Source organism: Mesorhizobium sp. M1338, assembly GCF_040318045.1.
GTDB lineage: Bacteria > Pseudomonadota > Alphaproteobacteria > Rhizobiales > Rhizobiaceae > Mesorhizobium.
The window spans coordinates 25086-38235 of sequence record NZ_JAMYLL010000017.1 but is presented as its reverse complement, the minus strand read 5'-3'; the positions used below and the strand labels follow the sequence as shown (position 1 = coordinate 38235).

Annotated in this window: 8 protein-coding genes and 2 pseudogenes; 7 read left to right on the top strand and 3 right to left on the bottom strand. The window is 59.8% G+C overall.

Annotation, left to right across the window (positions count from 1 at the left end):
* Window positions 1-138 precede the first annotated feature (138 nt).
* The 3 genes and pseudogenes from NKH19_RS17150 (at window position 139) to NKH19_RS17140 (ending at window position 4037) form a co-directional block, all read left to right on the top strand.
* Window positions 139-630, top strand: a complete 492-nt coding sequence (locus tag NKH19_RS17150; protein ID WP_023735782.1) for an MOSC domain-containing protein — start codon at window positions 139-141, stop codon at window positions 628-630.
* Window positions 631-636: 6 nt separating this feature from the next.
* Window positions 637-1587: a PDR/VanB family oxidoreductase gene (locus tag NKH19_RS17145; RefSeq protein WP_023735781.1), complete on the top strand. Its 951-nt coding sequence runs from the start codon at window positions 637-639 to the stop codon at window positions 1585-1587.
* 51 nt (window positions 1588-1638) lie between these two features.
* Window positions 1639-4037 (top strand): annotated as a pseudogene (locus tag NKH19_RS17140) (transketolase).
* A gap of 168 nt (window positions 4038-4205) precedes the next feature.
* Here the strand turns inward: NKH19_RS17140 and NKH19_RS17135 are convergent.
* The 3 genes from NKH19_RS17135 to gmd form a co-directional block, all read right to left on the bottom strand.
* Window positions 4206-5627 (bottom strand): phosphomannomutase, encoded by a 1422-nt coding sequence (locus tag NKH19_RS17135; RefSeq protein WP_023735779.1) that lies wholly within the window; start codon window positions 5625-5627, stop codon window positions 4206-4208.
* A 352-nt stretch (window positions 5628-5979) separates the two neighbouring features.
* Entirely contained in the window at window positions 5980-6924 is a 945-nt protein-coding gene (gene fcl / locus NKH19_RS17130) for a GDP-L-fucose synthase (protein WP_023689384.1), read from the bottom strand.
* Window positions 6924-7994 (bottom strand): GDP-mannose 4,6-dehydratase, encoded by a 1071-nt coding sequence (gene gmd / locus NKH19_RS17125; RefSeq protein WP_023692482.1) that lies wholly within the window; start codon window positions 7992-7994, stop codon window positions 6924-6926. The genes fcl and gmd overlap by 1 nt, the downstream gene beginning before the upstream one ends.
* A 973-nt stretch (window positions 7995-8967) precedes the next feature.
* Between gmd and NKH19_RS17120 the strand changes: the two genes are divergently transcribed.
* The 4 genes and pseudogenes from NKH19_RS17120 (at window position 8968) to NKH19_RS17105 (ending at window position 13052) form a co-directional block, all read left to right on the top strand.
* Window positions 8968-9999 carry a nodulation protein NodZ gene (locus tag NKH19_RS17120; RefSeq protein ID WP_023735778.1) on the top strand — a complete coding sequence of 344 codons (1032 nt, stop codon included), beginning with the start codon at window positions 8968-8970 and terminating at the stop codon, window positions 9997-9999.
* Window positions 10000-10194: 195 nt separating this feature from the next.
* Window positions 10195-11610, top strand: a complete 1416-nt coding sequence (locus NKH19_RS17115) for a mannose-1-phosphate guanylyltransferase/mannose-6-phosphate isomerase (RefSeq protein WP_023776443.1) — start codon at window positions 10195-10197, stop codon at window positions 11608-11610.
* A gap of 565 nt (window positions 11611-12175) precedes the next feature.
* A pseudogene (locus tag NKH19_RS17110) lies at window positions 12176-12691 on the top strand (caspase family protein); the annotation flags it as partial.
* Window positions 12692-12869: 178 nt separating this feature from the next.
* Window positions 12870-13052: an effector-associated domain EAD1-containing protein gene (locus NKH19_RS17105; RefSeq protein WP_352982477.1), complete on the top strand. Its 183-nt coding sequence runs from the start codon at window positions 12870-12872 to the stop codon at window positions 13050-13052.
* Window positions 13053-13150 lie beyond the last annotated feature (98 nt).

The window sequence follows — 13150 nt, the reverse complement described above, 5'->3', positions numbered from 1 at the left end:
GGCGCTGAAAACGGTCCGAGGGCCCGCCGTATTTCTTTCCAAACAGCCAACTGGACCGGGAAAATGCCATGCAACTGGCGCTGTTGATCAGGCCAGTTTTGCAGCAGGTTTCCACGAGACGAATTTCCGAGAGCGATGATGACCTGGCGAGGAAAGCTGCTTCACGTCCATATCGCGCCTGCCGCCTCCTATGAAATGGAGGAGCTGGCGCAGGCGCAGCTTATTGCCGGCCAAGGCATTGTCGGAGACCGCTACTACCTGGGGACGGGGACCTATTCGGCGCGTCCCGACGTTCGGGAGGTGACATTGATCGAAGCTGAAGTTCTGGACGCCATCGCGAAGGGCGAGCCCAGGATTCCGGGCTTCAAGGCCAAGCTCGGACCCGAAGATCACCGGCGCAATCTGACGACACGAGGCGTTCCGCTTAGCCATCTTGTCGGCAAACGCTTCCGGGTCGGGGAAACGATTCTCAGGGCCGCCCGGATGAATGTGCCGTGCAAGTATATCGAGGAGTTGCTCGGGCTTCCGGGTCTCTACGAGGGGCTTCTGAACCGCTCCGGCCTGAACTGCACAATCGAGGTCGGGGGCGTGATCCGCCCCGGTGATCTGATCTTGCCCATCGACGAGTGAAACGCCATGGCCTCGCCGCGCATCATCATGAAGCTGACCGTGACCGCCGCCCGCAAGGAGCCGGGCGAGGTGCTGGTCATCGACCTGAAACACCCACGCAAACCTGTGCTGCCGGCGTTCGAAGCGGGTTCTCACGTCGACGTCCATCTGCCTGAAGGGAAGGTGCGTCAGTATTCACTTTGCGGCGACCCGACCGAGCTTGGCCGCTACACCATCGCGGTGAAGCGCGAGAATGACGGCCGTGGCGGCTCGGCGTGGATCCACGAAACCATTGCCGTCGGTTCCACACTGCCTGTCTCCGCGCCACGCAACCATTTTGCGCTCAAGCCAGGCGAGGGGCCGACTTTGCTGCTGGCAGGGGGAATCGGGATCACCCCGATTCTGGCCATGGCGCGCGCGCTCACCCGGCAGGCCAAGCCCTTCGAGTTGCACTATTTCACCCGCAGCCGGGCGCTCACCCCACTCTTGGCGGCGATCGGGAGCGATCTTCCTGGCGGCAATGTGCGGATCCATTTCGACGACGAGCCGGCGACCCGCCAGGACATCGCCGCGCTGCTGGCGAACCGTTCGGCCGAGGCTCAGGTTTACTATTGCGGGCCGCCCGGATTCATGGCCGCCGTGGGGCGGGCGGCTGAACCCTGGCCCGAGGGCACGGTTCATTTCGAAACTTTCCAGCCTCCCGAGTTTGATGGCGCGCCACCGGAACCATTCGTCATAGAACTCCGTGCGGGCAGGGTGATTGAGGTTTCGGCTGAGACCACGGCACTGGCCGCCTTGCGTGCGGCCGGTGTGCCGTTGATGGCCTCGTGTGAGAACGGGGTGTGCGGGACCTGCGAATGCGCAATGCTGGCGGGACAGCCGATCCATCGGGATGCCGTCCTGTCCAAGGAGGCACGCGACCACCGCTTCATCCCCTGTGTGTCGCGCGCGACAGGTGTGTTGAAACTCGATCTTTGACCATTTGGGCGGGGGTCCTGTGAGACCGGCAGCTGATTTGCGGGAAACTGAATGACGAGGAAACTGGAATATCTGCACGAGATCGAGCGCTGCGTCTCCTGGCTCGCAGCCTGGACGATCCACCACGCCAACCACGTCCGCGAGGGCGATGAGATCAAGGTCGGGGGGCATCAGGCCTCGTCCGCGTCGCTGAGTACCATCATGACCGCGCTCTACGGTTCGGTCCTGCGCCCGCAGGATCGAGTGGCGGTCAAACCCCATGCGGCGCCGATCTTCCATGCACTTCAGTATCTGGCGGGCAACCAGACGCACGAAAAGCTCATGAACTTCCGCGGCTACAAGGGCGCGCAGAGCTACCCTTCGCGGACGAAGGATGTCGACGATGTCGACTTCTCGACCGGGTCGGTGGGTCTCGGCGTTGCTCAGACGCTGTTCTCGTCGCTGGTGCAGGACTACGTCTCGGGTCACGGCTGGATGAAGGAGCGTGCCGAGGGCCGAATGGTCAGCCTGATCGGCGACGCCGAGATGGATGAGGGCAACATCTACGAGGCCCTGATCGAAGGCTGGAAGCACGGGCTCAGGAACTGCTGGTGGGTGGTCGACTACAATCGCCAGTCGCTCGACGCCGTGATCCGGGAGGGCCTCTGGCAGCGGTTCGAGCAGATTTTTCGCAACTTCGGCTGGGACGTGATGGTCCTGCGCCACGGGGCTCTGCAAGAGGCTGCCTTTGCCGAGCCGGGGGGCGAGAAGCTGCTCGAGTGGATAGAGCGCTGTCCGAACCAGCTCTATTCGGCGCTGACCTTCCAAGGGGGTGCTGCCTGGCGCAAGCGGCTGCTCGACGAGATCGGAGACCAAGGGCCGGTCACCACTCTGATCGAACGCCGCTCCGACGACGAGTTGCAGGCGTTGATGACGAACCTTGGCGGGCATGACATGCCGAGCCTCCTCGAAGCCTTCGAGGCGGCGTCCAGGCATGACCGTCCCGTCTGCTTCATCTGTTACACCATCAAGGGCTACGGTCTGCCGCTTGCCGGACACAAGGACAACCACGCGGGGCAGATGACGCCCACGCAGATGGAAGACTACCGCCTGCAAATGGGCGTAAAGCGGGGTGAGGAGTGGGACAAATGGGCGGCCGCCACCTTGCCGGAAGCGGAACTTGACGCCTTCTTCGCAAAGGCGCCGTTCTTCAGTGAGGGGCGTAGGAGGCTGTCTGCGCCGTCGGTGCCGGTGCCTGAAACCCTTCCGTCACCGGGGCAGCCCGGCAAGCCGCTCTCGACCCAGATGGGGTTCGGACAGATCCTGAACGACATCGCACGCGAGCGCAGTCTGCTTGCCGATCGCATTGTCACCACCTCGCCCGATGTGACGGTCTCGACCAATCTCGGTGGCTGGGTCAACCGGCGCGGCCTTTTCGCCCGGGAGACCATGGCGGACACCTTCAAGGCCGAACGCATTCCGTCGACCTTTACCTGGGAATTTGGGCCGAAGGGGCAGCACCTCGAGCTCGGGATCGCCGAGTCGAACCTGATGATCATGCTCGGGGCGCTCGGTCTCTCGCACTCGATCAATGGCGTGCGCCTGCTGCCGATCGGGACAGTCTATGATCCCTTCATCTACCGATCGGCCGACCAGCTAAACTACGCCTGCTATCAGGATGCGCGCTTCATGCTGGTCGCAACGCCCTCGGGCGTGACGCTAGCGCCCGAGGGCGGAGCACACCAGTCGATCGGCACCCCATTGATCGGCATGGCGCAGGATGGGCTTTGCGCCTTCGAACCGGCCTTCGTCGACGAACTGTCCGTGATCATGCGCTTTGCCTTCGATTACATGCAACGTAATGGCGAGGGGGATCCGGATGAGACGACGTGGCTGCGTGATCAGACCGGAGGATCGGTCTATCTTCGCCTGTCAACCCGGCCGCTCGAGCAGCCGCCGCGCGACATGAACACCCGGCGCTCGCGCGGGACATCGTCAATGGCGCCTATTGGCTGCGTCCGCCTGGGCCCAACGCGAGTGTCGTCATTGCTTATCAAGGCGTCGTCGCGCCGGAGGCGATTGCCGCGACGGGTCTTCTGGCGGAGGACCGGCGCGATGTCGGGCTGCTCGCGATCACCTCCGCGGACCGGCTTAATGCGGGCTGGCAGGCGGCGGAACGTGCCCGGCAGCGTGGCGCGATTGGCGCCCTGAGTCATATCGAGCGGCTGCTCGCGCCGCTATCGCGTGACTGCGGCATCGTCACCGTGATCGACGGCCACCCGGCGACGCTCGCGTGGCTCGGTGGGGTTAACGGGCATCGCGTGAAGGCGCTCGGGGTCGAGCAGTTCGGCCAGACGGGGACTATTGCGGACCTATACCGTCACCACGGCCTGGACACCAACGCCATCGTACATGCGGCACAGGCGGTGAGTGCGGGACCGGCTGTTCGCTACCGGAAGGCGCTGCCTTGACCATGAGCTACCGGATGCTCCGTGGCTGGTACGGATCGGCTGTTTCCACGGGCGTTCCGGTTTGCTTCAAAGCGGACAGGGCCGGGACACTGTGGACGTTCTGATCGCGCTTGAGTAGCTTGTGCGACCCCCAGGGTCACCTGGAATACGCAGGGAGGCGGCTTTTATTTAGCCTTGCGTCCAATTACGAATTCGATCCAATCCAGTCCGGAGCAAAAGCTCCGCGTCCTCCCGATTTTCGGCTTCGACGTAGCACCGCATTTCCGGGGCATTTCCGGATGGACGCAAATGCAAGACACGCTTATCCGCGAGAGTGATACGAAGTCCGTCAACATCGCTAACCTTGCTTACCACTCCTATCGACCCGACGAAGGCGGCGATGTTAGTTTCCGCTGTACGAAGGTATGTCATGAGGCGAGTGCTGCTTTCGACGGAAAAATTTTCCAAGCGATCCGCCGCCGCTGCCGGCAATTGAAAGGAACTGCCAATCTCCGACAGTGGCTGCCCACTTGTACTAACAAGGGAAAGTGCCGCAAGGATGGGGAGAAAACTGTCGCGTGTAGGTAGCGCTGTCAGTTTAGTTCCGTTCGGGTCAAAGTCCGTGCCGGTCAACAAACCACCGTTTGCTTCGAAACCAACCACGCGCTCGTGACCCGACGCAACCAAATCGAGCATGGCAGCAATAACAAATGGCGATCCAACCTTGGTACGCACGACTTTAAAAGAACCTGCGGTCTCGATACCAGAGTTTGATGTGACCGGCGTGACGACTGCCTTCGCTTGCAGGAAGTTCGCCGTAATCAGGCCTAACAAATCACCGCGAAGGGGGTCTCCGTGGTCGTCAGCTACCAGTGGGCGGTCACCATCGCCATCTGCCGAGACGACCGCATCAAGCCGATGCTCTTTGGCCCAGAGCTTGAACTGTTGAGCAGTCTCGTCAGAGACCGCTTCAGTGTCGACAGGAATGAAACCTTCCGAACGTCCCAGGGTTACGACCGTCGCACAGTGATATGAGAGAATGTCAACTAAGAGATCGCGCGCGACTGTGCTGTGCTGATATACGCCCACCGTTAAGCCCTTTAGAGCATTAATCTCCATAAGCTTTCGATTGCGCGCCATGAAAAAGGCCTTGCATTCGGCCTCCCGGTGCTGCCGACGTGCAACAGCACCTTCAAGGACGTATCCGCGCTTCTCCAACTGCAAGGCGATGCGCGTTATCTCCCGCTCATCACCCTTGTCGATCTCACCGTCGGGTCGATAGAATTTTATTCCATTACGGTCGGCCGGAATGTGCGAGCCTGTGATCATCAAACAACCACTCTTACGCGCCTGAGCATACAGTGCCAGGGCAGGGGTGGGGACTGCGCCGCAATCGACTACGATGAAGCCGAGCGCGGACAGTGCCGCCGCACAGACGGCGGCGATGGCCGGACTCGAGGCGCGAAAGTCGCGCCCTATGAGTATCTCGTCGCCAATTCTGGCCAGGCCGGATTCCAGCAGGAATGTCGCGAATGCCGTTGCATATAGGGCAGAGGCGGCTCCTGCCAATTCTGTCGCCAGGCCCCGTAATCCACTTGTTCCGAATTTCATACCAAATCCGACGTTGCTAACCGGGTTTTGAAGGTAACATGCTCAAACTTTGGCTCGTCCGGAATGCCCATCGACAGATCCCTCGGACGAGAACAAGAAGTACATTCGGTTACCGTAGACGCGTTCGGTTATCGACGGTTACCCTTGTGAGGATTGACGCAGTCGGCGTCGGCGTGGGCAGCGCACCGTGACCTTCACGGCGACGAGGTTGGAGCGGATGGGGTCCGGGTCCGGCGGGGCTCCTCGCGGCTGGCTCACATGAGCGCTATCGCCATCGAGTGATTGTCTCAGTCTACATTAGCTCTGGGTCCCGAAAGCGCGTACAGGCCTGAGACGCAGCAAATCCTCTTATCTATCGCCGTTCGGTGTAGCTCCCGTTTAGAAATGCATGATAGACACTCTCGATGCCTTCCATGAGAGTGATCTTTGCTGCCCATCCCAAAGTGCGCAGCTTGTCGACGCTCATCAGCTTTCGCGGTGTACCGTCAGGTCTAGAGTGATCATGCGCGATCTCCCCGGTAAATCCGACTACACGGCAGATCATTCTAGTCAGCTCTAGGATCGTGATGTCCTGTCCGCAGCCGAGATTGACGTGATCATGGTCAGAGTAGTTCTTCAGAAGGAAGACTAATGCGTCGGCGCAGTCGTCGACGTGCATGAATTCCCGACGTGGTGTGCCCGTGCCCCAGATGGTGATTTGCTTATCACTTATGAGCTTAGCTTCATGCGCTTTCCGGATCAGCGCTGGGATGACGTGGCTTGACTGCAAGTCATAATTGTCGCCTGGCCCGTAGAGATTCGTCGGCATAGCGGAGATGTAGTCGCGGCCGTATTGCTGGCGATAGGCTTGAGCCATTTTGATGCCGGTGATCTTGGCGACGGCGTAGCATTCGTTGGTGCGCTCTAGTGGCCCGGTCAAAAGCGCGCTTTCAGGAATGGGCTGTGGTGCCATCTTCGGATAAATGCAAGACGAGCCGAGGAAGAGGACGCGGTCGACATTGTTTTCGTGGGCTGCCGCGAAGATATTGGCCTCGATCATCAGATTGTCGTAAAGAAAGTCGACCGGATAGGTGGCGTTCGCGAGAATACCACCTACCTTTGCCGCCGCCATAATGATAGCGTCCGGTTTCATCACTGCCACGAAGTTTTCAACTTCGGTCTGTCGCTTGAGGTCTAGCTCTCCCCGAGGGGCGGCCACAACTTTGCAGTCTTCAGACGCGAGTCGGCGTACAACAGCGCTGCCCACCATACCTTTGTGGCCAGCGACCCACACGGTTTTTCCGTTCAGATCATACATTACGCTTCCTTCATGACTACAGATGTCTGCATGACCTTCAGGTCTTCGCGTACCATTTCCGCAGCAAGCTCGCGCACGGATGTCTCATGCACCCAGCCGAGCTTCTCCTTCGCCTTGGTAGCGTCACCCAGGAGAAGATCGACTTCCGTGGGGCGGAAGTAGCGTGGGTCCACTTGGACTAGGCATCTGCCGCTCGCTACATCATAGCCCTTTTCGCCGACACCCTTGCCACGCCATTCGATCTCGACGCCGATATCTTCGAAAGCCCACTCGACGAATTGGCGGACAGGAGTCGTTTTGCCCGTAGCCAGCACGTAATCATCCGGTTGATCCTGCTGTATCATCATCCACATACCTCGCACGTACTCACGCGCATGGCCCCAATCGCGTTGAGCATCGAGATTGCCGAGATAAAGCTTGTCCTGCTTGCCCAGGTAGATAGCAGCGGCAGCGCGGCTGATCTTGCGCGTCACAAAAGTTTCGCCACGAAGGGGGCTTTCGTGATTAAAAAGAATGCCGTTGGAAGCGTGCATACCATAGCCCTCGCGATAATTGACGACCATCCAGTAGGCGTAGAGCTTGGCGGCGGCGTAAGGGCTGCGCGGATAAAAGGGCGTCGTTTCGTTCTGCGGTACGGACTGCACGAGGCCGTATAGCTCCGAAGTCGAGGCTTGATAGAAGCGGGTCTTGTCCGTCAGACCGAGGAGGCGAATCGCCTCAAGAAGTCGCAATGTACCGATACCGTCCGCGTTTGCTGTGTACTCAGGTGTTTCGAACGACACCTGCACATGGCTCTGAGCAGCCAAGTTGTAAATTTCGTCTGGCTGAGATTCCTGAACCACGCGGATGAGGTTAGTCGAATCAGTGAGGTCACCGTAATGCAAGATCAGGCGCGGATCGGATTCGTGCGGGTCTTGGTAGAGGTCTTCGATACGACCCGTGTTGAAGGAAGAGGAACGTCGCTTAATCCCATGAACGATGTAGCCTTTTTTGAGAAGAAGACGGGCAAGATAGGCACCATCCTGTCCAGTTATGCCCGTAATAAGAGCAACTTTCCTGCTATCGCCCATTCTATTCCTGCCCTATTAAAGTTTAAAGTTTCGGCTCCGGCTCGCCAGGCCGACAGAATGTGCGGCCAGCCCCGTGCGCTATGGAGCACTTCGACAGATGCGGCGCGAAGCTCGTCATTGACAGTCCGCCAGCCGAGCACACCTCTTGCTTGGAGTCACAGCAAAATAGAGTTGCGCCGCTAACCTGTCGGCTTCGTACATGCGGTCTGAGTGCCGCTCAGCTCACGCCGTGAGCGACATGTACTCCCAGCACCTTGCAGCTGATTTGCTCATCCATCAGCGAGTGAGGACGCCTTTCTTTCTTGCTTCAGCGTCTTCTAATGGGAATTGTTTGGATCAGTGAAATCGATTGTTTGGATAAAGTGCATCCACAGAATGGATGGTCCGACCGAGCAGCGGGGGCGCATCGCCGGCCCGGAGTCGTAGGCGCGAGCTTCCGTTCGGGGCGAGGACGACGTTCGTGGCCGCGAGCCCTCACCACAGCATCCGGCACAGGTCGTGCAGAACTTTGGGAGCAGACTGCAGATTCTGTCGATCAGCTGGTTCCAGGCGCGTCGAGCTGTCGACCTCATCTCGCCCGGTACCGGTTGCTGTATGCAGCCTTGAACCCTTGGCGTATGGCGTCGACGGAACGATTTGCTCCGGCAGGCAGTGTCGCAGCGTTTCCCGGCTGTTTCGGCTCTATTGGCCGGGCCCGCGTCAGCCGAGCCCCTTCATCATGGCATCCAACACATGGATGGCCGGCATCCACTCAATAGATTTTACATATGCCGCGGAGGCCCAGTAGAGAAGGCGGAACCGGAAGCGAGGGCATCGGCTTCAAGCTGTGCGAGCGTCACGGGATTAGTGGGCAGTGCTGAGTGAGCTCTTCTGCCCTATGGCCCGGCCTCTGCCAAGCGCCCGGCGTCAGGGTCTACGTGTCGACTAAGGATACCAAACCGGGCAACCTCCTCTCTGAACGAGATTTCCGAAAATGCATGTTAGTGGATTGGAAAAGCGCCGGTTCGTCGTCTCTCGGAGGCGTACGGGGTTCGGTGACTGTCTGTGGTCATTGGCGGCCGCTTGGCGCTACGCGCAGCGGTCGGGACGAACTCTAGTCATCGACTGGCGGGGGGCCTGCTACCTCGACCAACCCTTCACAAATGCGTTTCCGGTGTTCTTCCAGCCGATCAATGACATCGCTGGCGTGCCGGCTATTTCCGACGACCGGATCAACGACGTTTCCTTCCCTGGTCCATTCTTCCCGGAGTGGTGGAACAGGCCGGCGATCGAGTGCCTTTACCGGCCAGATGAGCAGATTTTCCAAGAGCGCGATGAGTTGGGCGAGCTCTTTCAGGCCGAACACGATGTCGAAGCGAACACAGTAGTGTGTGACGCTTGTCTGATGTGGCGGTGCGATGAGGATGCAGAGCGGCAGGTGTTCCAGAGTGTCCAGCCTCGGCCAGAAATTCAAGCCCGCATAGATGCCATTTATCAGGAACGTTTTGAGGGGCACAGCATCATCGGGATTCATGTTCGGCACGGTAACGGTGAAGACATCATGGAGCATGCGCCCTACTGGGCCGATCCGGAGCTCGCCGTTCGGCAAGTGTGCGCTGCAATTGACAAGGCTAAGGCGTTACCGCACCCCAGGCCTGTGCGGCTGTTCTTATGCACGGACAGCGCGCGGATACTGGATCTTCTGTCGGCCAGGTTTCCCGATCTGCTCACTGTCCCGAAGCACTTCGGACCCAATCAAGCTGGCCCCTTACACACTGCAGCACTCGGGATTGACGGCGGAATTTCCGCCCTCGTTGAGATGTATCTTCTCGGGCGCTGCGATACCGTAATTCGGTTTCCCCCGACGAGCGCCTTTACACGATATGCACGCCTTTTCGCACCACGGGTAATTGAATTCGATCTGAAAGAGCCAAGTCGTTTGACTTTGATAGAAGACAGCCAAGTCTCTGATCTCAGTTATGACCCGCCACCTGCGCAATTCGGCAGACGCAACCAACAGGCATAGTTGAATGCGCATTTCTCACCGACGCCAGTGGAGGCGTCGTACATTACCGATAGCGTCGTCATCTGACGCCGCCCGCAACGCGCCAGAACTTCGCTGTTACGCGGGGGCCGCAGACAAGCCAGAGCGACGGCGATCGTGACGCTGACGCTCGAAAGAACGCGGGCGATCACTCCAGAGACGAGATTGAGGTTGGTTATGAAAGTCATTCCCGTGATCATCAGCGGCGGAGCCGGATCGCGGCTATGGCCCGCCTCAAGGCAATCGCACCCCAAACCTTTCCTCAAAGTAGCGGATGGATATTCTCTCATTCAGCACACTGTGCTGCGCGCCGCTTCGATAGAAGGTGTCGTGGAACTCGTCGCTGTGACATCCGGGGACCACCTCTTCCTGACCAAGGACGAATTTGACGAACTGGATTCCGTGGTCCTGCCACGCACCTTTCTGCTCGAGCCCGAAGCTCGGGATACGGCCGCCGCCGTGGCTGCAGCCGCGATCCATGCGAGGGCAACGCAAGGCCCTGACGCGATCCTGTGCGTCTTCCCGGCCGATCACCTGATTAGCAACCTGCCTGCGTTTCTAGACGTCATGGGCCTGGCCATGGAACATGCGAAGCTCGGGCGGATCGCCACATTGGGCATCACCCCAACCAGACCGGAAACCGCATTCGGCTACATCGAAGCAGATGGTGAGAACGTCGTCCGTTTCGTTGAAAAACCGGATCTGGAGACAGCCAAAGCCTATGTCGCGTCCAAATGCTTCTTCTGGAACGCCGGCATCTTCTGCTTCAGTGCGCAAACCATGCTCGACGAGATGGTTTTGCATTGTCCCGAGGTGCTCCAGGCCGTCGCCGACAGCTACGAGAACGGCCGCGCCAGTCAATGCCAAGGCTTTGCCAAAATCGAACTCGCGCCTGAGCATTTCGGTTCCGCGCCGCGAATCTCGCTCGACCACGCTGTCATGGAGAAGACTAACAGACTTGCCGTGGTTCCCTGCGACATGGATTGGAACGACATCGGATCCTGGAACGCAATGGCCGATTTGATCGCCCCCGACGAAAGCGGGAACAGGATACGCGGCGATGTGCATATGGTCGACACGACCGGCACCTATGTGAGCTCCGACAAGCGCGTCATCGGCACGGTGGGCGTAAGCGATCTGGTGATCGTGGATTCTCCGGACGCTTTGCTTGTCACATCCCGCGACCGCGTTCAGGACGTTAAGAAGCTCTTCGAGGGCCTCAAGGCTTCGGGACATGAAGCTCATCTGGTCCATAGCACGGTACACCGGCCCTGGGGTACCTATACGGTTCTGGAGGAAGGCGAGCGCTTCAAGATCAAACGCATCGAGGTGAAGCCCGGTCGCCAGTTGAGCCTGCAGATGCACTATCATCGTTCGGAGCACTGGGTCGTGGTCAGCGGCTCCGCCAAAATCGTCAATGGCGAGCAGGAGTTGTTCCTGGGGACAAACGAATCTACTTACATCCCCTGCGGCCATAAGCATCGGCTCGAGAACCCAGGCAGAATTGACCTGGTTATCATTGAAGTGCAGAGCGGCGATTATCTCGCCGAGGATGATATCGTTCGCTTCGACGACGAATATGGTCGAACGTAGATAACAGTACAAAAAACGTTAAACGGCGAGCCGTCGCTCAAGGATCTCTGTCGTGGGTTCTGGGCCTGACATTGGCAAGCAGCGGGCCGAGCGTGTCATAGTATCCGCCCGCACTCTCATCAGGCACTCGATCGTGGTCGAAAACATCGGTGAGCGCTTGACAGCTCGCCGTCCGCGGTAACGAAGACTTCAGATATTTCTTAGGCGGACCCGTTGCTCAGCTGTCCAACGGCACAGCCGTGTTTCAGCCTGTAGGCGGCAATGAAATCCTCATCGCTGCAGATGCAGCGGCCGCTGGAATCTTTGGCTTTCGGATCATGGAGGTGAGAACCAAGGGGGCGCAGTAGATTCATGCGAGTGCTGGTTGTCCGACTCATCGGAAAACCCGCACTATGCTTGACCAGGTCTGCGGCAAGCATGATCCCGGCAAGCGCTGATTGAAAGGCCATCGGAACCACGGTTCGAACGAGACGACTTCCATCGCTAAGCTGGAACACCAGACCGCCGCAGATATCCGGAGGCGAACGTCACTGTCCTCACCGACGACGCGTCCACGCTCGAAAACATCCGCAAAGCGCTTGCCTACCTCGCGGCGACCGCGACCGCCGACGACACCGTCGCGATCTTCTTCTCGGGCCACGGGGCGCGCATCGGCAGTGGCGCCGAGGCGACGAGCGCGCTCCTCCCCTACGATTGCAAGCTCACGGACGTCGCAGGAACGTCGCTCGGCGAGGCCGAGCTGTCCGCTGCGATCGCCGCCATCAAGGCACCGCGGGTCATCCTCGTCGTCGACGCGTGCCATGCCGCCGGCACCGCCACGCTTAAGTCCGGCCTGGGCGATGATGGGCAGGACGGGAACGACGAAGGGTTCGACGAGAAGTCTCTGCGGAAACTGGCGCGGGGGACAGGCCGGGTTGTGCTCGCGTCGTCGCGTGCGACCGAGACGTCTCTGGTGCTCAGACGCGAGCGGAACAGCGTGTTCACGACCGCGATGCTCTCCGGCCTCAAGGGCGCTGCCACCGCCGCCAGCGACGGGACCATCGGGTTTGACCTGTTCAACCACGTGTCTGAGACGGTCAGGCAGTCCGTCCCGGGAAGGCAGCACCCAGTGTTCAAGGCTAGCGACCTTGAGGAGAACTTCCCCGTCGCACTCGCGCTCGGCGGCACCAAGTCGATCTCGCCGGGCGTCAATCAGCGCCACCGGGACCTCGAGCAGATCATGAGGGGACCTCTTCCCGCTCGGCCCGACGGACCAGGACATCTGGCTGCGGGCGGGGGGCGACGTCTCGCGCCTCAGGCTGAGCGGCAACGGACGAGCGCAGTGGTTCGCCGCGCTCCGCCTGATCTCCCTGGGCGGTGGCGGCAGCATTTCGCGCGAGAGCGTGATCGACGCGGCACTGGACGAATTCCCTGCCCACCGCGAGCTCAAGGCGTTGCGCTAATCCGCTCGGCCCCGGGGTCAGCGATGTCTCGTTCAAGCCAATGTCGCATGCCTTCGGCAGGAAGACGGAAGTCCAGCTTCAGAAATGGTCAAGCAAAT